We start from the raw sequence: 24,656 nt of genomic DNA on the forward strand, positions 1-24,656 counted from the left end.
CCGCATTGTACGGGAGGCGCCCCGGGCCGGCACCCCGGGGTCAGCGGGCGCGGGCGCCGGCCAGCACGGCGGCCGGCGCGCGGCCGCGGCGCCATTCCACCACGCCGATGCAGATGCCGCTGGCGCAGATGATGGCGATGCCCAGCCAGGTCAGCGCGTCGGGGAAATGGCCCCAGACCAGCCAACCCACCGAGGTGGCGCTGATGATCTGCAGGTAGACGAACGGCGCCAGCGTGGAAGCGGGCGCCCGGCGGTAGGCGGCGATCTGGAACAGGTGGCCCAGGCCGCCCGTGATGCCGGTGGAAATCAGCAGCGCCCAGTCGGTCAGGGACAGGGCCCGCAGCACGGGCAGGGCGGGCGGCAGGATGAAGGGCAGGGCCAGCGTCAGGAAAAGGGTGCCGACCGCGCCGCTCCAGATCAGCGAGGTGAACGGGTCGTCGCCCGCGACGCGCCGCGTGGCGATGAATTGCACCGCGAAGCAACAGGCGGTGATCAGGCCGAAGATCGTGCCGAGCGGATGCAGGCCTCCGCCGGGGCGGATCACGATGAGCACGCCGACGAAGGCGACGCCCGCGGCGATGAAGCGCGACAGGCGCGCGGGTTCCTTGAGGACCCAGGGCGCCACCGACAGCACCAGGAGCGGGGCGAGGAAGTTGATGGCGGTGGCTTCCGCCTGCGGGATGTAGCTCAGGGTCGTGAAGAACATGAGCGTGGCCAGGAACATCGAGCCGCCGCGCAGGATCTGCTCGCGCGGCTTGTTGCTGCGCAATATCCGCAGCCCGCGCGCTGGCAGCACCAGGGCCAGCACCAGCAGCAGGTGCACCGCGTAGCGGAACCACGACAGCACCAGGAGCGGCACGCCCTCGTTCATCACCCATTTGCCGCTGGCGTCCAGACAGGACAGCGTCCACATCGACAACACCAACAGCAGCACCCCGACCATCGGGCCGCGCGCGGCGGGCGCGCCGGAGCGCGTACGACCGTTATCGGCCGGGGTCATTTGAAAACTCCTTATTTTGGGGCACTGTTCCAGGGTACTGGCGGGCGGCTGACATGATACGCTCATCGCGCCGGGGGAACAGGCTCATGATCGAATTACGCAATATAGAAACTTTTTTCTGGGTCGCCACGCTGGGCAGCTTCCGCGCCGCGTCGGAAAAACTCAATACGACCCAGCCTGCGGTATCGCAGCGCATCGCCTCGCTGGAGGCCGACCTGGGCGTGCTCCTGTTCGAGCGGGACGCGCGCGGCGTCAAGCTGACGGGCAAGGGGCACGAGTTGCTGTCGCATGCCGAGCGCATGCTGCAGGTGCGCCGCGACATGTTCGAGGCCGCGCGGGAGCAGAACGTCATGAGCGGCACGGTGCGCATCGGCGTGGCCGAGACCATCGTGCAGACCTGGCTGCCCACCCTGATCGAACTGATCCATGCGAGCTACCCGGCGCTGGTGCTGGAGATCGAGGTGGACACCACCCACGTGCTGCGCTCGCACCTGATGTCGCGCCAGATCGACCTGGCCTTCCTGATGGGGCCGGTGCTGGAGGCCAGGGTCGAGAACCTGCCGCTCTGCACCTATCCGCTGGCCTGGGTGGCCAGCCCGGTGCTGGACCTGGGGCCCGAGCCGCTGACGCTGGAACGCATCGGCAAGCTGCCCATCATCACGTACCCCTCCAATAGCGCGCCTTACCGCGTGGTCCGCGACATGCTGACGCGCGCCGGCGTGAACGCGCCGCGCATGTACGGCAGCGCCTCCATGTCGATGGTGGTGCGCATGACCCAGGACGGCATCGGCACCAGCGTCATCGCGCCGGTGTTCCTGGGCAAGGAGCTGGCGCGGGGCGAACTGCGCATCCTGCGCGTGGAGGCCGATCCGCTGCCGGAACTGAGCTTCACGGCAACCTGGGTGCAGGGGCCGGACAGCCATGCCGTGCGCCTGATCGCGCAAATGGCCCAGAAGGTGGCGGCCCAGGCCGGCGACGGCACGCCCTGCTAGGGGCCGTGACCGGGGGGGAACCGGGGCGCGGACCCTAGGTGTTTTCCCCAGCAGACGGTGTCCCTTTATTCGTCAGGGATGTGGCGGCGGCCGCGCCGAGTGCCGGGCCGCCGCCCGCAAAGCCGCATGGCCGCGTCGTTTGCGGAAAACGCGCGCCGCGCCGCGCGCGAGACCCAAGAAATATTTATACCCCCGTATCGCAACATACGATTGGACGCCGCCAGGCCCTGACGCTGCAATGGCGGCGCGTGAACAATGATCGCCGCGGGGCTCCTGACTTCCCGATAAGCCATCCGCGCGCGACGAGGATAACGGGATCCCGCGCGCGGCATACCATCCCGCCAGCTAGGAGTTTTTGTCCATGAAGAAGTCTCTTGTGTTCGCCGCCGTCGCCGCCAGCCTGCTGGCCGGCACCGTCCAGGCGCAGGACCTGCCCAAGACCGAATTGAAGGTCGTGGGAGGCTTGAGCAACCTGACCGCCTACAACGATTACGAAAAGCCGTTCTGGACCAAGACGATCCCCGAGCTTTCCAAGGGCCAGGTCACGGCCACGATCAAGGGCTTCAACGAAATGGGCCTCAAGGGTCCGGAGTTGCTGCGCCTGATGTCGCAGGGCGTGGTCGAGTTCGGCACCGCCACGCTGGCCTACTTCGCCAGCGACAACCCGATCAACGAGGCGATCGACCTGGCCGGCCTGGCGCCGGACGTCAAGACCGCGCGCGCCGTGACCGACGCGTTCGAGCCGGTCTACGCCAAGCTGTACGGCGAAGGCAACAACGTCAAGCTGCTGGGCATTTCCACCTACCCGGCGCAGGTGCTGTTCTGCAATGCCGAGATCAAGGGCCTGGCCGATATCAAGGGCAAGAAGGTCCGCACCAGCAGCCGCACCACCGCCGAGTTCGTCGAGGCGCTGGGCGGTTCCAGCGTGACGATGGCGTTCGGTGAAGTGGTGCCGGCGCTGCAGAACAAGGTGGTGGACTGCGCCATCACGGGTTCGCTGTCGGGCTACTCGGCCAAATGGTACGAAGTGTCCACCCACCTGGTCGCGCTGCCGATCAACTGGAACCAGCAGATCCACGCCGTGAACCAGAAGGCCTGGGACAAGCTGGATCCCAACGTGCGCACGTTCCTGCAGACCAACGTGAAGACGCTGGTCGACAACATCTGGGACGCCGCCGCGCGCCAGACCCAGGAAGGCTACGACTGCAACACCGGCGCCGCCGCGTGCCCGTATCCCGTCAAGGGCAAGATGGTCCTGGTCCAGCCCTCGGACGCCGACCGCGAACTGCTCAAGAAGGTCACGCAGGAAGCCGTGCTGCCCAAGTGGGCGGCCCGCTGCTCGGCCCAGTGCGTGAAGGACTTCAACGCCACCATCGGCAAGACGCTGGGCGTGGTGGCAAAGAAGTAGGTCCCCCCCCGAAGCGCTGCGCGCTTCCCCCCCGGGGGGGCATGCCTGCGGACCGGCGGAGCCGGATCCGCGGCATCCCGCTAGGGGATGGCTCGCTGCATGGCGGAGCCGGATCCGCGGCATCCCGCCTGGGGATGGCCCGCTACATGGCGGAGCCGGATCCGCGGCATCCCGCCGGGGGACGGCCCGCTACATGGCGGAGCCGGATCCGCGGCATCCCGACTGGGGACGGCTCGTTACATAGATGGGGACGCGACCTGGAGTCGACCCCGTAAAGGTTCTTTCATGACTCAATCCGAACACTTCCGCCTGCTCGGCGGCATCTTGCGGCGCGCCGAGAGTTTCTCGCGCATGGCCGTTTGGGCCGGCGGGGGCTTGACGGTGGCCAGCGTACTGCTGATTTCGTTCGACGTGCTGGCCCGCAAGTTCCTGGGGTTCACCACCGGCGGCGCCGACGAACTGTCGAGCTATGCCTTCGCCATCAGCACCTCCTGGGCGCTGGCCTTCGCCACGCTGCAGCGCGCCAACGTGCGCGTGGACGTGCTGTACCAGCACATGCCGGTGCGCGTCGCCGCCGTGCTCGACTGGATTTCGATGGTGGCCCTGGCCATCTTCATGGTCTACCTGACCTATTACGCGTCCGAGGTGGTGCAGGCCTCGTGGGCGCAGAAGTCGACCGCCAACACGCCGCTGGCGACCCCGCTGTGGATCCCGCAGGGCCTGTGGGTGCTGGGCCTGGCCTGGATGTGCGTCACGGTGGCGCTGATGCTGGCGCGCGCTTCGGCGGCGCTGGTGACGGGCGACCTCGAACTGGTCAAGAACATTTGCGGCGTGCGTTCGGCACAGGAAGAAGCCGACGACGAAGCCGCCGCCGGCGAGCGCATGGTGAGGGGAGAAACCGCATGATTTCCACCGCATTGATCCTGCTCCTGGTGCTGATCGGCCTGTCCATTCCGGTGGGCGCGGCGCTGGGCGTGCTGGGCCTGATACTGGACCCGCTGTTCTCCATGCTGCCGCTGTCGCGCGCGATCGGCGAAATCTCCTGGAGCACCAATAACGAATTCCTGCTGGTGGCGATTCCGCTGTTCATCATGCTGGGAGAAGTGCTGCTGCGCGCCGGTTTCGCCGAGCGCATGTACGGCGCCATGAGCCTGTGGCTGTCGTGGCTGCCGGGCGGCCTGATGCACGCGAACATCGGCGCCTCCACGCTGTTCTCGGCCACTTCGGGCTCCAGCGTGGCCACGGCCGCGACCGTGGGCACCGTCGCCATTCCGCAGATCCGCAAGTACGGCTACAACGAGCCGCTGTTCCTGGGCAGCCTGGCCGCCGGGGGCACGCTCGGCATCCTGATCCCGCCGTCCATCAACCTGGTCATCTATGGCGTGCTGACGAATTCGTCCGTGCCCAAGCTGTACCTGGCCGGCATCATCCCCGGCTTCGCAATGGCCGCGCTGTTCATGCTCACCGTCGTGATCGCGTGCGCGGCCAAGCCGTCCTGGGGCGGCAAGAAGATCCAGGCGACCTGGGGCCAGCGGCTGGCCAGCCTGGTGCACCTGGCGCCGCCCATGGGCATCTTCTTCCTGGTGGTGGGCTCCATCTACGCCGGCCTGGCGACCCCCACCGAGGCGGCTGCGCTCGGCGTGCTGGGCGCGCTGATCCTGGCGGCGTGGTTCCGGCGCCTGAGCTGGTCGATGCTGCGCGAAGTCATGGAAGGGACCATGCGTTCCACGGCCATGATCATGCTGATCGTCATCGCGGCCAGCTTCCTGAACTTCGTCATGTCCGCCACCGGCCTGACCGACGCGCTGACGCAATCGATCACGGGCCTGGGCCTGTCGCCGGGCTGGATGCTGCTGATCGTGGTGGTGTTCTACCTGGTGCTCGGCTGCTTCATGGAAACGCTGTCCATGATGATCACCACCATCCCCATCGTGGCGCCCATCATGATCGGCCTGGGCTTCGACCCCATCTGGCTGGGCATCGTGATCATCATCCTGGTCGAGGCCGCGCTGATCACGCCGCCGGTCGGGCTGAACCTGTTCGTGGTGCAGAGCCTGCGCAAGAGCGGGTCCATGAACGCGGTGATCGTGGGCAGCCTGCCGTTCGTCGCGGCCATGTTCGTCATGCTGGCGCTGCTGGCCTTCTGGCCGGACCTGGCGCTGTGGCTGCCGCGCGTATTCAGTTGACGCGCATTCCTCCAGACACCTTCCGGACGCGGCGGACCGCCGCGTCGCTTACTCCCTAGTTTCCGCAGGACAGATATGAAAGCCGTATTCCAGATCGAAGATTCGCAACCGCGCCAGGTTGAGGTCGACTTCAACACCGTGATCGTCGCCGGCTGGGCCGGGCGCGACATGGCCGCCATCGAGCACCACATCGAGGAGCTGGCCGCCATCGGCGTGCCGCGTCCCAGCAGCGTGCCGCTGTACTACCGTATCGCCGACAACCAGCTGACCCAGGACGAAACCGTCCAGGCGCTGGGCGAGGATTCCTCGGGCGAAGTCGAGACCTTCGTGTTCGCGGTGGACGGCGAGATGTACGTCAGCATCGCCTCCGACCACACCGACCGCAAGCTCGAAACCTACAGCGTGGCAATGTCCAAGCAGGTCTGCGTCAAGCCCGTGGCCCGCCAGGCCTGGCGCCTGGCCGACGTGGCCGACTACTGGGACGAACTGGTCATCCGCTCCTACATCGTCGAGAACGGCGTGGAAGTGCTGTACCAGGAAGGCCCGCTGGCCTCGCTGCGCACGCCGCAGGACCTGATCGCCGGCTACACCGGCGGCGCCGCGGTGCTGCCGGAAGGCGCCGGCATGACCTGCGGCACGGTGGGCGCGATCGGCGGCATCCGCCCGTCGGTCGACTTCACGATGGAATTGCACGATCCGCGCCGCCAGCGCAGCCTGCGTCACCGCTATCATGTCGAAACGCTCCCCGTGGTGGCCTGAGTCCGGCCCCCGGCGCTGATCGCTAGGCGCGCCCACGACGGGCGCGCCGATTCGCACTCATGCCGCGCGGCGGCACTAGGATGACTATGGTTTCGACCCTGAATGATCTGACCCTGGCCCTGCGAGAGGGCCGTTCGAGCTCGGTGGAGCTCACCGAAGCCGCCCTGGCCCGGGCGCAGGACGAGGCGGGCGAGGGCGCCCGCGTCTTTACCCGGCTGTATGCAGAGTCGGCGCTGGCGCAGGCGCGCGCCTCCGACACGCTGCGCGCGGCGGGCATCGTCCGCTCGGCGGTGGAAGGCCTGCCCATCAGCATCAAGGACCTGTTCGACATCGAAGGCGAGACCACGATGGCGGGCTCGGTGGCGCGCGAAGGCGAGCCGGCGGCCGACGCCAACGCCGAAGTCGTGCAGCGGCTGATCGCGGCGGGCGCGGTCATCATCGGCCGCACCAACATGACCGAATTCGCCTATTCGGGCCTGGGCATCAACCCCCACTACGGCACGCCCCTGAACCCCTACGACCGCGCCACCGGCCGCATCCCCGGCGGCTCGTCCTCGGGCGCCGCCGTCTCCGTGTCCGACGGCATGGCGGCGGCCGCCATCGGTTCGGACACCGGCGGTTCGGTGCGCATTCCCGCGGCGCTTTGCGGCCTGACCGGCTTCAAGCCCAGCGCCTGGCGCGTGTCCATGGCCGGCGTGCTGCCGCTGTCGGCCAACCTGGATTCCATCGGCCCCATCGCCGCCAGCGTGCGCTGCTGCGCCGAGCTGGACGCCATCCTGTCCGGCGAGGGCGGCCCGGTGCCCGAGGCGCTGCCGCTGCGCGGCCTGCGGCTTGCCATCCCGACCACGCTGGCGCTGGACGCCATGGACAAGCACGTGTCCGAAACCTTCGCCGCCGCGGTGCAGCGCCTGAAGGACGCCGGCGCCCTGGTCGACGAGATCGCGATTCCGGAGTTCGCCGAACTGGCGGGCATCAACGCCAAGGGCGGCTTCACCGCCGCCGAGGCCTGGGCCTGGCACCGCGACCTGATCGCCCGCGCCGGCAAGCGCTACGACCCGCGGGTGGTGTCGCGCATCATGCGCGGCAAGGACATGGGCGCGGCCGACTATCTCGATCTGCTGGACGCCCGCGAGGCCTGGGTCGCGGCGGTGGACCGCCGCATCGCCGGCTACGACGCGCTGATCATGCCGACCACGCCCATCGTGGCGCCGGCCGTGGCCGATCTGCAGGCTTCCGACGACGCCTACTACGCCGCCAACGGCCTGATCCTGCGCAATCCCACGCTGATCAATTTCCTGGATGGCTGCGCGCTGTCGCTGCCGTGCCAGGCGGCCGGCACCGCGCCGGTGGGCCTGATGATCGCCGGCAGCAACGGCGCCGACCGCCGCATCCTGGCGATCGGCCTGTCGGTGGAGGAACTGTTCGCGGGCCGCTGAAAGCCTGCGGGGGCTAAGATGACGGCTTCATAGCCGGACGCCGGTGCCATGATCGATCTGCGCAATATCGAGACGTTCTTCTGGGTGGCGACGCTGGGCGGCTTCCGCGCGGCGGCCGAAAAGCTCAACGCCACCCAGCCCGCGATTTCCCAGCGCATCGCCTCGCTGGAGTCGGACCTGGGCGTGCGCCTGTTCGACCGCGACACCCGCGGCATCAAGCTGACCGGCAAGGGGCGCGAGCTGCTCTCGCACGCCGAGCGCATGCTCCAGATGCGCCGCGACATGCAGGAGGCCGCCCGCGCCAAGAGCGTCATGAGCGGCACGCTCAGGCTGGGCGTGTCCGAGACCATCGTGCACACCTGGCTGCCCACCCTCATGGAGTACCTGCACGACGCCTATCCGGCGTTGATGGTGGAGATCCAGGTGGACACCACCACGATGCTCAAGACGCAGCTGGCCTCGCGCCAGATCGATCTGGCGTTCCTGCTGGGCCCCATGGAGGAGCCCCGCGTCGAAAACCTCTACCTCTGCAACTATCCGCTGCGCTGGGTGGCGAGCCCCAAGCTCAAGGTGGGGCGCCAGCCCATCCCCCTGAAGCGGCTGGCCGAATGGCCGGTCATCACGTACTCCTCCACGACGGACCCGCACCGCGCGGTGCGCCAGCTGCTGCAGCAGGCCGGCGTGGAATCTCCGCGCATGTACGGCAGTTCGGCGCTGAGCGTGATCGTGCGCATGGCGCAGGACGGCATCGGCACGGCCGTGATCGCGCCGGTGATCCTGCACAAGGAGCTGGCGCAGGGGGAATTGCGCATCCTGGACGTCAAGGCGCCGGCCTTGCCGCCGCTGCACTACACGGCCTGCTGGATGCAGGGGCCCGATAGCCAGATCCCGCGGGCGGTGGCCGAGGCGGCGCAGCAGATCGCCCGCGAAGAGGCGTTGCGCCATCCGGCATAACCCTGATAAGGAATTTTGATCGGGGTCTATCGGAACATGTGATTGGACGAGGGAGCCGGGTTCCGGTGCAATGTCCGCTTACCGATATCGTCTTCGTAGGGGAGTAGGCATGGTTTCGAATCCCGGGCCGCGTGCCAGCGTGGAATTGGCTCGCCAGGCGCGGCTGGATGCCCGCAGCGGCAAGCTGACGGGTCCCACCGCGAACCTGGCGCCCGGCCACGTGCAGGCCAACCTGGCCATCCTGCCGCGCGCGCTGGCGGCGGATTTCCTGCATTTCTGCCAGCGCAATCCCAAGCCCTGTCCCTTGCTGGCGATGTCCGAGCCGGGCGATCCGGCGCTGCCGGAACTGGGCCAGGACATCGACATCCGCAGCGACATCCCGCGCTACCGCGTCTGGAAGAACGGCGAACTGGTGGCCGAACCCACCGACGTGCGCGACATCTGGCGCGACGACCTGGTGTCTTTCCTGATCGGCTGTTCGTTCTCGTTCGAAGAGGCGATGCTGGACAACGGCCTGCCCGTGCGCCACATCGAGCAGGGCTGCAACGTGCCGATGTACCGCACCAACGTCCCGACCCACGCCGCCGGCGTCTTCAGCGGTCCGCTGGTCGTCTCGATGCGTCCCTTGAAGGCCGCCGACGCGATCCGGGCCATCCAGGTGACGTCGCGCTTTCCTTCGGTCCACGGCGCGCCGGTGCATATCGGCGACCCCGCGTTGATCGGGATTGCCGACATCGACCGCCCGGACTATGGTGATCCCGTTGAGATACGGGCGGGCGAAATGCCGGTGTTCTGGGCTTGCGGCGTCACCCCGCAGTCCGTGGTGGCGGCGGTGCGGCCCGAATTCTGCATCACGCATGCGCCGGGCCACATGCTGGTCACGGATCTCGTCAATAGCAGGATGGCGGTCTTCTGACCGTCCGCGCGGGCACGAGCCCGAGCCAGTTTCAGCAGTACCGGTTGTGCCACCAAAACGATCCATCAAAGGACAAGGGGAAATGGCGACAACACTTCAGGGCCTGGCAGCTCCCGACCGGAGGTCGCCGGGCCGACGCGAGCCCGCGCGCGCCTGCCCGGCGCGCCGCGGCCCGTGCATTTGCATAGTTTTCTCACCTAGCCGCACCAATCCAGGAGTCTAGTAATGAAGATGAAGCTCATTGCGGGTGTCGCCGCGAGTCTGGCGTTGATGACCGCCGTGCCTGTCCAGGCGCAGCAGAAGGCGGTGCGCATCGGCGCGATCTATCCGCTGTCCGGCGCGCTGGCGTCGACCGGCTCGGAAATCAAGGCGGCCGTCGAACTGGCCGTGGACATCATCAACAATCCGCATCCGGAGCTAGAGGGGATCCCGCTGGCCTCCGGCAGCGGCCTGCCCAAGCTCGGCGGCGCGAAGATCGAAGTGGTGTTCGGCGACTCCCAGGGCAAGCCCGAAGTGGGCCTGGCCGACGCCCAGCGCCTGATCGACCAGGAAAAGGTGGTGGCCCTGACCGGCGCCTACCAGTCCGCCGTGACCAAGACGGCCAGCCGCATCGCCGAGCAGCGCGGCATTCCCTACGTGAACGGGGAATCCAGCAGCCCCGACCTCACCGAGCGCGGCTACAAGTGGTTCTTCCGCACCTCGCCCAACGACGACACGTTCGTCGAAAACATGATGCAGTTCCTGGACGGCGTGAAGGCGGTGCCGACGGGCAAGATCGCCGTGGTGTACGAGAACACCGACTTCGGCGTGAACACCTACAAGGCGGTCGAAAAGTTCGCCAAGCAGTACAAGCGCGAACTGGTCGCCAACATCGCCTATAGCGCGGGATCGGCCTCGGTGACGGCCGAGGTGCAGAAGCTGGCCGCCGCCAAGCCCGATGTGGCCATCTTCGCGAGCTACACCTCGGACGCCATGCTGTTCGTGCGCACCATGCGCGAAAGCAAGTACGCGCCGCCGGTGCTGCTGGCCAACGACGCGGGCTTCATCGACTCGCGCTTCGTGCAGGAAGTGGGCCCCCAGGTGCAGGGCGTGCTGACCCGCGACGTGTGGGGCAACGACGTCGCCGCCGCCAAGGCGGGCCTGAAGAAGATCAACGATATGTACAAGGCCAAGACGGGCAAGGACCTGAACGGCAACAACGCGCGTTCCATGCAGGGCGTGCTGGTGCTGGCGGACGCGATCAACCGGGCCGGCTCGACCGATCCGGAAGCGATCCGCAAGGCCCTGGTCGAGACCAACCTGGGCGAAGCGCAGGTGGCCATGCCCTGGGCCGGCGTGCAGTTCGACGCCAAGGGCCAGAACACCAAGGGTTCGGGCCTGATCCTGGAGCTGAAGGGCGCCTCCTACCAAACCGTCTGGCCGGAGAAGTACCGCACCGACAAGAGCCTGCCCACGCTGCCGTTCGCCTGGAAGTAACCCTCAGTCTGACGCGGCGGGCCGCGGGGCCCGCCGCAGGAGCACTCCATGTTCGAAGCTCTCTCGGCAGGCCTGTTCAACGGCCTGATCTATGCCGCGGTGGCGGTGGGGCTGGCGCTGATCTGGGGCATTACCGACGTCATCAATTTCGCCCATGGCGAATTCCTGATGCTGGGCATGTATGCCGCCTATTGGCTCTATACCCTGGGTCACATCGACCCGACGCTGTCGGCGCCGCTGGTGGCCATCGTGCTCGCCTTCGTCGGTTTCCTGACTTACGCCCTGATCATCCGGCGCCTGCAGAAGGGGCCGGCGATGGCGGTCATCCTGGCCACCTTCGGGCTGGGCCTGGTGCTGCGCCAGATCGCCTTCATCGCCTTCAGCCCGGACTACCGCAGCCTGCCCGACACGCTGGTGTCCGGCAGCGTGACGGTGGCGGGCATTTCGCTGGGCCGGCCCCAGGTGGTGACCGGACTGGTCGCCCTGGTGGTCGTGGCGGCGCTGTTCGTGCTGGTGTACCGCACCCGCTGGGGCCATGCCCTGCAAGCCGTGGCGGAAGATCGCCAGGTGGCCGCGCTGGTGGGCATCTCGCCCGACCGGGTCAACGCCCAGGTCTGGATGCTGGGCAGCGCGGCGGTCGGCCTGGCCGGCGCCTTGCTGACCACCTTCTTCTACGTCTTTCCCTCGGTGGGCACGGTGTTCGGCCTGCTCGCGTTCGTGGCGGTCTGCATGGGCGGCTTCGGTTCGCTGCCGGGCGCCTTCATCGCCGGGATCCTGATCGGCATCATCGAGGCCATGACGGGCTACTTCGTCGCGCCCGCGATGAAGACGGTCAGCGTGTTCATCCTGTTCATCCTGGTTCTCTGGTATCGGCCGCGCGGCCTGTTCGGACGGTGGTAAGCGATGCAGACGACACGGAAAATCGATACTTCGTCGTCCGGCGTGCCCAAGTGGCCCGTCGCGGCGGCGGCCGCCGCCGCCATCTTGATGGCGCTGGTGCCGTTGGTGGTGAAAGACGCCTTCACCCTGCAGGTGCTGCTGCTGGCCATCATGTTCGGCGCGCTGGGCGCGTGCTGGAACCTGGTGGGCGGCTTCCTGGGCCGGATCTCCTTCGGCCACAGCGTGTTCGTGGGAGTGGGGGGCTACACCACCTTGCTGCTGCTGCATCACCTGAAGCTCACGCCGCTCCTGGGCATCCCGCTGGGCGGGCTGATCAGCGCGGCGCTGGCCTGGCTGGTGGGCGGCCCCACGCTGCGGCTGTCGGGCCACTACTTCGCTATGGCCACCATCGCGCTGCTGCAGATCGGCCTGCTGCTGCTCATCAACTGGGAGTGGGCCGGCGGCGCGGTGGGCCTGGAGGCGCCCATCGGCGACGCCGCCTGGATGCTGCTGTTCCGCAGCAAGGTGCCGTACTACTGGATCGCCGTGGGGCTGGCGTTCCTGACCTTCTGCGCCACTTTCTTCCTGGTGCATTCCAAGACCGGTTTCTACTGGCGGGCGATCAACGGCGACGAGGCCGCCTCGCGCAGCCTGGGCGTGCCGGCCGACCGCTACAAGATGCTGGCCTTCGTGATCTCCGCGGGCATGACGGGCGTCTGGGGCGGCTTCTTCGCCATGTACGTGGGCTTCATCGACCCGGAATCCATGTTCAACCTGACCATGTCCGTGCAGGTCGTGCTGGTGACCATCCTGGGCGGCGTGGGCACGCTGCTCGGCCCCTGGCTGGGGGCGGCGGTGCTGCTGCCGCTGTCCGAAGGCACGCGCGTGCTGTGGGGCAGTTCCGGCATGGGCCTGGACCTGCTGGTCTTCGGCCTGGCCATTCTGCTGGTCACGATGTTCCTGCCGGGCGGATTGGTGACATTGAGGAGGCGCCGTGGCTCTGCTGGACGTTAAGAACCTGACCAAGCGCTTCGGCGGCCTGGTGGCCAATAAGGACATTTCGCTGTCGGTCGACGCCGGCGAGATCGTCGCCATCATCGGCCCCAACGGCGCGGGCAAGAGCACCTTGTTCAACGGCCTGGTGGGCCACCACGAGCCCACCTCGGGCACGGTGACCTTCGACGGCCATTCGATGATAGGCAGGCGGCCGGAGCAGGTGGCCGCCATGGGCCTGGTGCGCACCTACCAGATCCCGCGCAGCTTCGGGCAGATGACGGTGCTGGAGAACGCCATGGTCGGCGCGCTGCTGCGCCATCCGCGCCTGCCCGACGCGCGGCGGGAATCCGCCCGGGTGCTGGAACTGGTGGGGCTGGCGGACCGCGCCGACGTGCGCGCGGCCGAGCTCAATGTGGCGGGGCAGAAGCGGGTCGAGCTGGCGCGCGCGCTGGCGACCGAGCCTCGCATGCTGCTGCTGGACGAAGTGGCCGGCGGCCTGAACCCGGCCGAGGCCATCGCGCTCACCGAGATCCTGCGCGGCATCCACGCCGCCGGGGTCACGCTCATCATCGTGGAGCACGTGCTGGAGGTGGTCATGCGCCTGGCGCAGCGCGTGCTGGTGCTGAACTTCGGCCAGATGATCGCCGAGGGCGTGCCGCAGGACATCGTGCGAGATCCCGCCGTCATCGAAGCCTATCTTGGGAGAAAGCACCGTGCCTGATGCGATGCTGAAAGTGGAGGACCTGAGCGTCGCCTACGGCGGAGTGCAGGCGGTGCGCGGGGTGTCGCTGGAAGTCCGGCCGGGCGAGATCGCCGCCTTGCTGGGCGCCAACGGCGCGGGCAAGTCCAGCACCCTGATGGCGATCGTCGGTTCGGTCAGGCCCAAGGGCGGGCGGGTGATCTTCGAAGGGCGCGACATCACCGGCACGTCGCCGGACAAGCTGGTGACGCAGGGCATCGCCATGATTCCCGAAGGCGCGCGCGTGTTCGCGCGCCAGCCGGTCGAGCAGAACCTGCGCCTGGGCGCCTACACGGTGCGCGACGAGCGCGTCTACCGCGAGCGGCTGGCGCGGGTCTACGCGCTGTTTCCGCGCCTGCAGGAGCGGCGCGAGCAGCTGGCGGGCACGATGTCCGGGGGCGAGCGCCAGATGCTGGCGATCGGCCGCGCGCTGATGAGCGGTCCGCGCCTGCTCCTGATCGACGAGCCCAGCCTGGGCCTGTCGCCCTTGCTGGTGGAGCAGGTATTCGATGCGCTGGCGGCGCTGAACCGCGACGACGGGCTCTCGGTGCTGCTGGTGGAGCAGAACATGGCGCAGGCGCTGGAGGTGGCGGCGCGAGCCTACGTGATGCAGAGCGGCCGCGTGGCCCTGTCGGGCGAGGCCGCGGAGCTCGCGGCCTCGGACGAGGTGCGCAAGGCGTACCTCGGCATGTAGGGCCGCGCTCAGAAGATGTGGCGGAACCCGACGGCGGCGCCCAGCTGGTTGCTCTTGCCGGCGATTTCGCCGCTGGCGGCGTCGCTGACCTTGTTCCAGTCCACGGTGCCGTACAGCTGCGAACGCTTGGACAGCGAGTACTCGGCCACGGCGACCAGCGCGTAGCGCTTGCCCTTGTCGCCTTCCTCCACGACGTTCTTGCTCTGGTCGTAGTAGGCGGCGCCGGTGATGGCCCAGCGCGGCGTGGCCTGCCAGGTCACGCCGGCGAAATAGCCGTTGTCCTTGCGGTCCAGGCTGGCGGTGGTGGTGCCGCCCATGACGCCGTTGACCCAGCCGGTCTCGTCGCGCCCGTTGTAGTAGCCGGCGAAGACCTTGGCGCCGTCGAACTGATAGGAAGCGTTCAGGTTCCAGACGCGCTGGCGCAGGTCGGAATCCGTGGCGTCGTAGGTCTGCTGGTAGGCCGCGCCCAGGCCCAGCTGCCCGATCATGTAGCGCAGGCTGGCGCCGTACTGCTCGCCGGCCTTGTGGTCGTCCCAGTCTTCGCCGTTGGCCCAGGACAGCACGACGGACAGGTCGCCGAAGGTATTGGCGTACTTGGTCATGTTGTTGGTGCGCACGCGCGACATGGCGGCGGGCAGCCAGGCGTTCTGGTCGTAGTTGCCCACGGTCAGCGGGTCGAAGTAGTCGGCCAGCAGGTCGAACATGGGGGTGTTTTGCAGGCCCAGCGTCAGGGTGCCGACCTGGCCGCCGTCCAGGCCCACGTAGGCCAGGCGGCTGAAGGCCTTGGTCGTGTCCGACCCGCGGCCGTTCTGCAGGTTGATACCGTTCTCCAGCCGGAAGAAGGCGCGGTTGCCGCCGCCCAGGTCTTCGGAGCCGCGCAGGCCCCAGCGGCTGTTGGAAATGGCGCCGTTCTCCATCGACACGCGGCTGCCGTCCTGGCCGACCGCGCCCGAGCTGGTGCTCAGGTAGCGGATGCTGACGTCGGCGATGCCGTACAGGGTGACGCTGGTTTCGGCGCTGGCCGCGCCGGCGGCGAGGCCGAGGCCTGCCAGGGCCAGGGACAAGGTGATGCGTTTCATGCGGGGCTCCTCCAGGTATCGCTGTTTCTGTTTGCGCCGGGCTTGTGGCCCGGCCTGTTGCGCTTGGCGGATCGCCAGGCGCTGGGCCGCCGCGCCGACGCTTTCGGATGAGCGCGGGTCCGGGCGGCAGCCTCGGTTGCATGATCGCGCCCCGCCGAGAGGAGGCAAGGGCGCCTGGGGATTCTAAAAAAGTTTGGGGGCGGGACAGGGCCGGATTCGTTCGTCGTTTTCCCGGGTTTACAGAATCCCGAAACCGGCGGCGGTGGACCTGGGGCCGCCTTTGCGGACGCGGCGGGCGAAAAAAAACCCCGTTGCGGGAACGGGGTTTTCGGGGGCTCCGGGCGGGCCTACAGCGTCATGTGCTGAGGCAGCCATGTCGCGATGCCCGGCACGGCATAGAGCAGCAGCACGGCCAGGATCATCAGGAAGAACATCGGCAGCGAAGCCCGGGCGATGTAGGGCAGCTCGCGGCCGCTCATGCCCGACAGCACGAACAGGTTGAAGCCCACCGGCGGGGTGATCTGTGCCATTTCCACAACGAACACGATGAAAATGCCGAACCAGATCAGGTCGATGCCGGCCGCCTGCACCGTCGGCAGCAGCACGCCCATGGTCAGCACCACGATGGAGATGCCGTCCAGGAAGCAGCCCAGGACGATGAAGAACACCATCAGCGCCATGATCAGCCCGAACTGCGACAGCCCCAGGCCGCCGATCCATTCCGCCAGCGCGCGCGGCAGGCCGATGTAGCCCATGGCCAGGGTCAGGAACTGCGCGCCCGCCAGGATCAGCGCGATCATGCAGTACAGCCGGGTGGCGCCCAGCAGCGATTGCATGAAGGTGGAGCGGTTGAGCGAGCCTTGCAGCGCCGACAGGACCAGCGCGCCCACCACGCCCACCGCCGCGGCTTCCGTCGCGGTGGCGATGCCGGTGTAGATGGAGCCCAGCACCGCGCCGATCAGCAGCATCACCGGGATCAGGTGCCGCGAGCGCGACAGTTTCTGCATCAACGAAAGGCCGGGGTCCGCCGGCGGCACCTGGCCCGGATTGCGGATCGCCCACCAGGCGATGTAGCCCATGAACAGCAGGGCCAGCAGGATCCCGGGCACGATGCCGGCGATGAACAGCCTGGCGATGGACACGTCCGCCGCCACCCCGTACACGATCATGATGATCGAGGGCGGAATGAGCAGGCCCAGCGTGCCGGCGCCCGACAGCGTGCCGAGGATCTTCTCCTCGGGGTAGCCGCGGCGCGTCAGCTCGGGGATGGTCATTTTGCCCACCGTGGCGCAGGTGGCCGCGGACGAGCCCGAGACCGCCGCGAAAATGGCGCAGCCGATCACGTTGGTGTGCAGCAGGCGGCCGGGCAGGCGGTTGAGCCAGGGGGCGAGCCCCTTGAACAGGTCTTCCGACAGGCGGGTGCGGAACAGGATCTCGCCCATCCACAGGAACAGCGGCAGGGCGGTCAGCGTCCAGCTGGAGGACGCGCCCCAGATGGTGACCGCCATGGCGTCGCCCGCGGGCCGGCTGGAGAAGATCTCCATGCCGATCCAGGCCGTGCCCGCCAGCGTCAGGCCGACCCAGACCCCGCAGCCCAGCAGGACGAAGATCGAGACCACCAATAGGGTAATGACGAGGAGTTCATTCATGGGTTTGCTGCGAAGTGGCGGCGGCCAGGCCGCGTGAGCGTCGGATCAATTCGTCGATCAGGGCGACCAGGAACAGCAGCGTGCCGACCGCCATGCTGATCTGCGGGATCCACAGCGGCGTCGCGTCGTTGGACGTGGAAATGTCGTTGAATTGCCAGGAGTCGTAGGTCAGCTTGGCGCTGAAGAACGCGAAGGCGGCGGCCAGCAGGCAGCCGACGGCCAGCGCGAAGATATCGAGCCGGCGGCCGGAGGCGGGTTGCAGGGAATTGAGCAGCAGCGTCACGCGGATGTGCTCGCCGTGCTTGAAGGTGCTGGACAGGGCGAGGAAGCCGGCGGCGGCCATGAAGTACCCGGCATAGGCGTCGGTGCCGGGGATGTTCATGCTGAGCTGGCGGGCGATGATCGCCGCCAGCACCGATACCAGCACGCCGATCGTGCACAGGCCGGCCAGCAGGCCGGCCGCGCCGTAAAGACCATCTAAGAAGCGGCGCATGGGCAGATCACTGCTTCTTGTAGGCGTCGATCATGGCCTGGCCGTCCGCGCCGGCCTTCTTCAGCCAGTCGTCCAGCATGCGCTTGCCGATCACGGAGAGGCCTTCCTTCAGCTCGACGGTGGGCTTGACCGTTTCCATGCCGTTCTTGGCCAGCTCTTCCTGGTACCACTTGTTCTTTTCCTGCGACAGCTTCCAGCCGCGCTCCTCGGCCTGGGCGCCGGCCTTCTTCAGGGCGGCCTGCGTGGCGGGATCCAGGGCGTCGAACGCCTTCTTGTTCACGATCACGGCGTTCTTGGGCAGCCAGGCCTGCGTGTCGTAGAACTTCTTGATGTACTCGTAGGTCTTGGTGTCGTAGCCCGTGGACGCCGAGGACATGTAGGAATCGATCACGCCCGTGGCCATGGCCTGCGCCAGCTCGGCCTGCTGCACCGTGACCGGCTGGGCGCCGACCAGTTCGGCGATCTTCGCCGTCACCGGGCTGTAGGCGCGCCACTTCAGGCCCTTCATGTCGCTGATCTGCTTGATGTCCTTGTTGGCGAAAATGCCCTGGGGCGGCCAGGCCACCGCGTACAGCAAGGTCATGCCGTGCGAGTTCAGCTTCTTTTCCAGGAAGGGCTTCTGCGCCTGGTAGAGCTTGAACGAGGCGTCGTAGCCGGTCGCCAGGAAGGGCAGGCCGTCCAGTTCGTAGATCGGGTCTTCGTTGGCGAAGTTGGTCAGGAGGATTTCGCCGATCTGGGCCTGGTTGCCTTGCACCGCGCGCTTGATTTCCGGCGCCTTGTACAGCGACGCGTTGTTGTGCAGCGTGATCTTGAGCTTGCCTTCGGACAGGCTGTCCACGTCCTTGATGAAGGAGGTCAGGTTCTCGACGTGGAAGTTGCTGGCCGGGTAGGCGCTGGGCAGGTCCCATTTCGTCTGGGCCTGCGCGCCGGCGCTGAACGCCAGGACGATGCTGCCAGCCAACAGGGAGATTTTCTTGTGCATGGGTGGTCCTTCTTTGCGAATGATGAAGCCGGGTTGTGCCCGTTAGGCATTGCGAAAGAGAGCGCCGCGACGGTAACGCGCAGCTGAAAAGCCGTGCCATTCTATGTTGCCGTGCGGCGACAGGGCGCGTGAAATCGTCGGTTTAGGGGTTATTCCTAGGGCGCGCGAACCATGAAGATGCTTGAAGGTTCAATGTTTGAGCAGCGGGCGGCCCGGCTGCGTCGGAGCGGCGGTTTTTCTTCTAAGATTGCGCTATCGAATGCATGTGCAGAGGCTTGCGTGAATTTCGTTTTCCGTCGTGATGAACTGTTGATCGAAGAAGTGTCCAGCGTGCTGCCGGACATCGCCCTGTGCGAACGCATCGGCTTGCGGGAGGAGATCCTGCAACCCATCTGGGTGCTGCCCGATTCCCCGCACCGCACGGTGCACGTGGAGCCCGGCGTCGACGCGCCGCAGGGATACGCGTTCCGCAAGCTGCGCTCGCTGTTCGGCGTGCTGGACGACGAGCGCATGGCGCTGGCCGGCCGCGCCTACCAGATCGCGGAATGGGCGCGCACCCACCGCTACTGCGGCGTCTGCGGCACGCCGCCCGAGCGGCTGCCCACCGAGTTCTGCCTGCGCTGCCCGTCCTGCGGCTTCGCGGCCTACCCGCGCATCTCGCCCGCGATGATGGTGCTGGTGCGCAAGGGCGACAGCATCCTGCTGGCGCGCCACACCGCGACCCCCACCGCGCGCTATACCGCGCTGGCCGGCTTCGTCGAGCCCGGCGAAAGCATTGAGCAGACCATCCATCGGGAGGTCTACGAAGAGGTCGGCCTGAAGGTCGGCAATCTCCGGTATTTCGGCAGCCAGTCCTGGCCGTTCCCGCATTCGCTGATGGTAGCGTTCACGGCCGACTACGTTTCCGGCGATATCCGCGTCCAGGAAGACGAGATCGCCGACGCCCGGTGGTTCGGCCCCGGCGATCCCATGCCCGACATCGCGGCGCGCATCTCCATCGCGGGATCGCTCATCCGCGCCAATCTGCCCATGGGCTGGACGGCGCCGTAGGCCATCCAAGGCGGCAAGGCGCGATTTCGTATCAACCGGCCCTAGGGGTATTCCCTTGGAATAAGGGAATGGCGCGGTTATGAGCTAATTTTTTATTGATGAAATGTAGATAAATTATTAGTATTTTGAGCAGATAAACTCGGCTCGCGTCTCTTATGTCATCCGCTTTGATCGCGTCCTCGGCCCACCTCGCCGGCGGCAGCGCGCCCGATCTCTCCGAGGTGGAGTTCGGCTTGATGATCGCCAGCCACGCCTTCGACCGCTGGACAGTGCGCTGCATGGCCGCGGCGGGCCTGCCGGACCTCACGCCCACCGACGTCATGGTGTTCCACCACGTCTACCACCGGCAGCGCCCCAAGAAGCTGGCGGACATCTGCTTCACGCTCAACGTCGAAGACACCCACATCGTGAGCTACGCGCTCAAGAAGCTGGAGCGGATCGGCGTCGTCAAGGGCGAGCGCAGCAGCAAGGAAGTGTTCTACAGCGTGACGGACGAGGGCGCCGCCATCCTCAAGCGCTACGCCGAGATCCGCGAGCAGTGCCTGACCTCCGGCCTGGACGCGCCGGGCGGCGGCGGGCTGGAATTCAGCCGCCAGCTGGCGCACACGCTGCGGGCGCTGTCCGGCCTGTACGACCAGGCGGCCCGCGCGGCCACCTCGCTCTGACCGTATTCATCAACATTCGGGGCCCGGCCCCGTCATCCGCAACCGCCCGCGGCCGAGCGCGCCGCGGCGGCCTCTTGTTATCGAGGACACCTATGAAGTGGCAATTCTGGATTGATCGTGGGGGCACCTTTACCGATATCGTGGCGCGCCGTCCCGACGGCAGCACCACCACGGCGAAGATGCTGTCGGAGAACCCCGAGCAGTACCGCGACGCGGCGGTCGCCGGCATCCGCAAGCTGCTGGGCATCGCGCCCGGGCAGCCCGTGCCGGCCGATCAGGTCGAATGCGTGAAGATGGGCACCACGGTGGCCACCAACGCGCTGCTGGAACGCAAGGGCGAACGCACCTTGCTGGTGACCACGCGGGGCTTCCGCGACGGCCTGCGCATCGCCTACCAGAACCGTCCGCGGCTGTTCGACCGCAACGTGGTGCTGCCCGAGATGCTGTATGAGTCGGTCTTCGAGGCCGACGAGCGCGTGGCGGCCGACGGCGAGGTGATCCGCGAGCTGGACGAAGCCGGCCTGCGCGCCGGCATGCAGGCCGCCTACGATTCGGGCATCCGCGCCGTGGCGATCGTCTTCATGCACGCGTGGCATGCGCCCGACCACGAGGCGCGCGCCGCCCGCATCGCGCGGGATATCGGCTTTCCGCAGGTATCGGCCTCGCACGAGGTCAGCCCGCTGATCAAGTTCGTGTCGCGCGGCGACACCACGGTGGTGGACGCCTACCTGTCGCCCATCCTCAAGCGCTACGTGGACCAGGTGGCCGGCGAGCTGCCGGGCATCCGCCTGATGTTCATGCAATCCAGCGGCGGCCTGACCGACGCGCACCGCTTCCGCGGCAAGGACGCGATCCTGTCCGGGCCCGCCGGCGGCATCGTCGGCATGGTGCGCACCAGCGAGACCGCGGGCTTTCCCAAGGTGATCGGCTTCGACATGGGCGGCACCTCGACCGACGTGTCGCACTATGCCGGCGAGTTCGAGCGCGAGTTCGAAACCCAGGTGGCCGGCGTGCGCATGCGCGCGCCCATGATGAGCATCCATACGGTCGCCGCGGGCGGCGGCTCTATCCTGCATTTCGACGGGGCCCGGCTGCGGGCGGGCCCGGATTCGGCGGGCGCCAACCCCGGGCCGGCGTGCTACCGCCGGGGCGGTCCCCTGGCCGTGACGGACTGCAACGTCCTGCTGGGCAAGATCCAGCCCGACTTCTTCCCCAAGGTGTTCGGCCCGGACGCCAACGAGCCGCTGGACCGCGACGCGGTCGTCCAGCGCTTTGAAGCCATGGCCGCCGAGGTGCGTGCCGCCACCGGCCGCGGCATGACGCCCGAGCAGCTCGCCGAAGGCTTTCTCGAAATCGCGGTGGGCAACATGGCCGAGGCCATCAAGCGTATCTCGGTGCAGCGCGGTCATGACGTGACCGAGTACGCGCTGACGGTGTTCGGCGGCGCCGGCGGCCAGCATGCCTGCCTGGTGGCGGACGCGCTCGGCATGACCACGGTGTTCGCGCATCCGCTGGGCGGCGTGCTGTCGGCCTACGGCATGGGCCTGGCCGACCAGACCGACATGCGCCAGAAGACCGTCGAGAAGGTTCTGGACGCCGAGCTGATGCAGGCGCTCAAGGCCGAGCTGGACGAACTGGCCGGCCAGGCGGTCGGCGAATTGCGCCGCCAGCACGTGCCCGAGAACGACATCGGCGTCCAGCGACGCCTGCACCTGAAGTACCGCGGCACCGATACGGCGCTGGAAGTGGCCTATACGGACCTGGACCGGGTGCGCGAGGACTTCGAGGCGGCCTACCGCCAGCGCTACTCCTTCCTGATGCCCAACCGCGAACTGGTGGTGGAAACCATTTCGGTCGAGGCCACCGGCGGCGGCGAGCGCGTGGGCGAAGCGCCCGCGTCCCGCGTGCGCGAAGGCGCGCTGACGGCACGCCGCGACGTGCGCATGTACAGCGGCGGCGCCTGGCGCGACACGCCCCTGTACGTGCGCGAGGACATGGCGGGCGGCGACGTGGTGGCGGGGCCCGCCATCATTTCCGAGCCCAACCAGACCACGGTGGTCGAGGCCGGCTGGCAGGCCGAGCTGACGCAGCAGGACCACTTCGTGATCCGCCGCGTCGAAGCGCGTCCGGAGCGCCGCGCCATCGGCACCCAGGCCGATCCGGTCATGCTGGAGGTCTTCAACAACCTCTTCATGTCGATCGCCGAGCAGATGGGCTACCGCCTGCAGAACACCGCCTATTCGGTGAACATCAAGGAGCGCCTGGACTTCTCCTGCGCGATCTTCGATGCCCAGGCCCGCCTGATCGCCAACGCGCCGCACATGCCGGTGCACCTGGGCTCCATGGGCGAGTCGGTGCGCACCGTCATGAATGCGAACGCCGGCCGCATGACGCCGGGCGACGCCTACGTGGTGAACGATCCCTATCACGGCGGCACGCACCTGCCCGACGTAACCGTCATCACCCCGGTGTTCGGCCGCGACGGACGCGAGATCCTGTTCTACGTGGGGTCGCGCGGCCACCATGCCGACATCGGCGGCACCACGCCCGGCTCGATGCCGCCCGATTCCAAGACGGTGGAAGACGAAGGCGTGCTCTTCACGAACTTCCAGCTCGTGAAGAACGGCGAATTCCGCGAGCAGGCCGTGCGCGACATCCTGGGCTCGGGCCGCTGGCCGGCGCGCAATCCGGACCAGAACATCGCCGACATGCACGCGCAGATCGCCGCCAACGAGAAGGGCGTGCAGGAACTGCTGCGCATGTGCGACCACTTCGGCCTGGACGTGGTCCGCGCCTACATGGGCCACGTGCAGGACAATGCCGAGGAAGCGGTGCGCCGCGTGATTTCGGTGCTGAAGGACGGCAGCTACGAGTACCCGCTGGACAATGGCGCCGTGATCCGCGTGGCGGTGCGGGTGGACACCCAGGCGCGCAGCGCCGTGGTGGACTTCACCGGCACCTCCGAGCAGCTGGACAACAACTTCAACGCGCCCGGGGCCATCGCCGTGGCGGCCGTGCTGTACGTGTTCCGCACGCTGGTCAACGACGACATCCCGCTGAACGACGGCTGCCTCGTGCCGCTGTCCATCATCCTGCCGGAAGGCTCGATGCTGCGCCCGAACCCGCCGGCCTCGGTGGTGGCGGGCAACGTGGAAACGTCCATGTGCATCGTCAACGCGCTGTACGGCGCGCTGGGCGTGCTGGCCGCGAGCCAGGGCACGATGAACAACTTCACGTTCGGCAACGCGCGCCACCAGTACTACGAGACCATCTCGGGCGGCACCGGCGCGGGTCCGGTGCGCATCGACGCCGCGGGACCGCGGGACGAAGGCTTCGCCGGCACCTCGGTGGTGCAGGCGCACATGACCAACTCGCGCCTCACGGATCCGGAAGTGCTGGAATTCCGCTTTCCGGTGCGCCTGGAGTCCTACGAGATCCGCAAGGGCTCGGGCGGGGCGGGGCGCTATCCGGGCGGCGAGGGCGGCGTGCGCCGCGTGCGCTTCCTGGAGGACATGACCGCCGCCATCCTGTCGAACAACCGCCGCTACGCGCCGTTCGGCCTGGCGGGCGGGCAGCCCGGCGCCATGGGCCGCAACTCGGTCGAGCGCGCCGACGGCACCGTCGAGGAACTGGGCCCGCAGGACAGCGCGCAGCTGCGGCCCGGCGACGTGTTCGTGATCGAAACGCCGGGAGGGGGCGGGTACGGGCTGTAGGATGGGTGGAGCGCGAGATGACTCGCGCAAAAACCCAATCGCCCAGCGCGCGAAACCCATGCTGCCGCAATCGATTGTTTTCCGGCCGATGCGGGGCATAGTCTGCTCATGGCCGCTTGGGGAATCTGCTCAAGGCTTCATGCACTGTCTGCTCACGGCCGCATGGGTTACGCGCGTTCAGCGCTGGGGTTCTTGCTTAAGAACTCTCGCGCTCCACCCATCCTACGCGTCGTCCGGATCAGACATCACGACGTGTTCGTGATCGAAACGCCGGGAGGAGGCGGGCACGGGCTGTAGGATGGGTGGAGCGCGAGATGACTCGCGCAAAAACCCAATTGCCCAGCGCGCGAAACCCATGCTGCCGCAATCGATTGTTTTCCGGCCGATGCGGGGCACAGTCTGCTCATGGCCGCTTGGGGAATCTGCTCAAGGCTTCATGCACTGTCTGCTCACAGCCGCATGGGTTACGCGCGTTCAGTGCTGGGGTTCTTGCTTAAGGACTCTCGCGCTCCACCCCTCCTACGCGTCGTCCGGATCAGACATCACGACGTGTTCGTGATCGAAACGCCGGGAGGAGGCGGGCACGGGCT

21 protein-coding genes are annotated in these 24,656 nt (G+C 67.6%); 16 read left to right on the plus strand and 5 right to left on the minus strand.

Annotated features, from left to right (window positions below; genetic code table 11):
- Positions 1–40: 40 nt before the first annotated feature.
- Entirely contained in the window at positions 41–1,000 is a 960-nt protein-coding gene (locus ADE01S_RS15330) for a DMT family transporter (protein WP_062682584.1), read from the minus strand.
- A gap of 86 nt (positions 1,001–1,086) precedes the next feature.
- Between ADE01S_RS15330 and ADE01S_RS15335 the strand changes: the two genes are divergently transcribed.
- The 13 genes from ADE01S_RS15335 to ADE01S_RS15395 all read left to right on the plus strand — a co-directional run bounded on the left by ADE01S_RS15335 (position 1,087) and on the right by ADE01S_RS15395 (position 14,435).
- Positions 1,087–1,992, plus strand: coding sequence for a LysR family transcriptional regulator (locus tag ADE01S_RS15335; RefSeq protein WP_062682585.1), 906 nt, complete (start codon positions 1,087–1,089; stop codon positions 1,990–1,992).
- 361 nt (positions 1,993–2,353) lie between these two features.
- Positions 2,354–3,400: a TRAP transporter substrate-binding protein gene (locus tag ADE01S_RS15340; RefSeq protein ID WP_062682586.1), complete on the plus strand. Its 1,047-nt coding sequence runs from the start codon at positions 2,354–2,356 to the stop codon at positions 3,398–3,400.
- A 285-nt stretch (positions 3,401–3,685) separates the two neighbouring features.
- Positions 3,686–4,306 carry a TRAP transporter small permease subunit gene (locus ADE01S_RS15345; protein WP_062682587.1) on the plus strand — a complete coding sequence of 207 codons (621 nt, stop codon included), beginning with the start codon at positions 3,686–3,688 and terminating at the stop codon, positions 4,304–4,306.
- Positions 4,303–5,586 (plus strand): TRAP transporter large permease, encoded by a 1,284-nt coding sequence (locus tag ADE01S_RS15350; RefSeq protein ID WP_062682588.1) that lies wholly within the window; start codon positions 4,303–4,305, stop codon positions 5,584–5,586. Before ADE01S_RS15345 ends, ADE01S_RS15350 begins: the two co-directional genes overlap by 4 nt.
- A 75-nt stretch (positions 5,587–5,661) precedes the next feature.
- Positions 5,662–6,345, plus strand: a complete 684-nt coding sequence (locus ADE01S_RS15355; RefSeq protein ID WP_062682589.1) for a DUF2848 domain-containing protein — start codon at positions 5,662–5,664, stop codon at positions 6,343–6,345.
- 86 nt (positions 6,346–6,431) lie between these two features.
- On the plus strand, positions 6,432–7,781 hold the full coding sequence (locus tag ADE01S_RS15360; RefSeq protein WP_062682590.1) for an amidase: 1,350 nt from the start codon (positions 6,432–6,434) through the stop codon (positions 7,779–7,781).
- A 48-nt stretch (positions 7,782–7,829) separates the two neighbouring features.
- Positions 7,830–8,735, plus strand: a complete 906-nt coding sequence (locus ADE01S_RS15365) for a LysR family transcriptional regulator (RefSeq protein ID WP_062682591.1) — start codon at positions 7,830–7,832, stop codon at positions 8,733–8,735.
- A gap of 109 nt (positions 8,736–8,844) precedes the next feature.
- The gene (locus ADE01S_RS15370; protein ID WP_062682592.1) at positions 8,845–9,651 is read left to right on the plus strand and encodes a putative hydro-lyase; all 807 of its coding nucleotides are present in this window, start codon (positions 8,845–8,847) and stop codon (positions 9,649–9,651) included.
- Between the two features lie 225 nt (positions 9,652–9,876).
- The gene (locus tag ADE01S_RS15375) at positions 9,877–11,127 is read left to right on the plus strand and encodes an ABC transporter substrate-binding protein (protein WP_062682593.1); all 1,251 of its coding nucleotides are present in this window, start codon (positions 9,877–9,879) and stop codon (positions 11,125–11,127) included.
- Between the two features lie 48 nt (positions 11,128–11,175).
- Positions 11,176–12,027 (plus strand): branched-chain amino acid ABC transporter permease, encoded by an 852-nt coding sequence (locus tag ADE01S_RS15380; protein ID WP_062682594.1) that lies wholly within the window; start codon positions 11,176–11,178, stop codon positions 12,025–12,027.
- A 3-nt stretch (positions 12,028–12,030) separates the two neighbouring features.
- The gene (locus ADE01S_RS15385; protein ID WP_062682595.1) at positions 12,031–13,020 is read left to right on the plus strand and encodes a branched-chain amino acid ABC transporter permease; all 990 of its coding nucleotides are present in this window, start codon (positions 12,031–12,033) and stop codon (positions 13,018–13,020) included.
- Positions 13,001–13,723 (plus strand): ABC transporter ATP-binding protein, encoded by a 723-nt coding sequence (locus ADE01S_RS15390; RefSeq protein WP_062682596.1) that lies wholly within the window; start codon positions 13,001–13,003, stop codon positions 13,721–13,723. Before ADE01S_RS15385 ends, ADE01S_RS15390 begins: the two co-directional genes overlap by 20 nt.
- Positions 13,724–13,727: 4 nt before the next feature.
- A complete protein-coding gene (locus ADE01S_RS15395; protein WP_062682597.1) occupies positions 13,728–14,435 on the plus strand; it encodes an ABC transporter ATP-binding protein in 708 nt (235 codons plus the stop codon).
- Positions 14,436–14,443: 8 nt separating this feature from the next.
- Here ADE01S_RS15395 and ADE01S_RS15400 read toward each other — a convergent pair whose 3' ends face one another.
- The 4 genes from ADE01S_RS15400 to ADE01S_RS15415 form a co-directional block, all read right to left on the minus strand.
- A complete protein-coding gene (locus ADE01S_RS15400) occupies positions 14,444–15,514 on the minus strand; it encodes a porin (protein WP_062682598.1) in 1,071 nt (356 codons plus the stop codon).
- Between the two features lie 347 nt (positions 15,515–15,861).
- Positions 15,862–17,163: a TRAP transporter large permease gene (locus tag ADE01S_RS15405; RefSeq protein WP_062682599.1), complete on the minus strand. Its 1,302-nt coding sequence runs from the start codon at positions 17,161–17,163 to the stop codon at positions 15,862–15,864.
- Positions 17,156–17,656, minus strand: a complete 501-nt coding sequence (locus tag ADE01S_RS15410; RefSeq protein ID WP_062682600.1) for a TRAP transporter small permease — start codon at positions 17,654–17,656, stop codon at positions 17,156–17,158. The genes ADE01S_RS15405 and ADE01S_RS15410 overlap by 8 nt, the downstream gene beginning before the upstream one ends.
- A gap of 7 nt (positions 17,657–17,663) precedes the next feature.
- Positions 17,664–18,638, minus strand: a complete 975-nt coding sequence (locus ADE01S_RS15415) for a TRAP transporter substrate-binding protein (RefSeq protein WP_062682601.1) — start codon at positions 18,636–18,638, stop codon at positions 17,664–17,666.
- Positions 18,639–18,917: 279 nt separating this feature from the next.
- Here ADE01S_RS15415 and nudC point away from each other — a divergent pair, with 279 nt between their 5' ends.
- The 3 genes from nudC to ADE01S_RS15430 all read left to right on the plus strand — a co-directional run bounded on the left by nudC (position 18,918) and on the right by ADE01S_RS15430 (position 24,066).
- Positions 18,918–19,688, plus strand: a complete 771-nt coding sequence (gene nudC, locus ADE01S_RS15420) for an NAD(+) diphosphatase (RefSeq protein ID WP_062682602.1) — start codon at positions 18,918–18,920, stop codon at positions 19,686–19,688.
- Positions 19,689–19,843: 155 nt separating this feature from the next.
- Positions 19,844–20,353 carry a winged helix DNA-binding protein gene (locus tag ADE01S_RS15425; RefSeq protein ID WP_062682603.1) on the plus strand — a complete coding sequence of 170 codons (510 nt, stop codon included), beginning with the start codon at positions 19,844–19,846 and terminating at the stop codon, positions 20,351–20,353.
- Between the two features lie 92 nt (positions 20,354–20,445).
- The gene (locus tag ADE01S_RS15430) at positions 20,446–24,066 is read left to right on the plus strand and encodes a hydantoinase B/oxoprolinase family protein (RefSeq protein WP_062682604.1); all 3,621 of its coding nucleotides are present in this window, start codon (positions 20,446–20,448) and stop codon (positions 24,064–24,066) included.
- Positions 24,067–24,656 lie beyond the last annotated feature (590 nt).

The sequence above is a fragment of the Achromobacter denitrificans NBRC 15125 genome (assembly GCF_001571365.1).
Taxonomy (GTDB): Bacteria; Pseudomonadota; Gammaproteobacteria; order Burkholderiales; family Burkholderiaceae_B; genus Achromobacter; species Achromobacter denitrificans.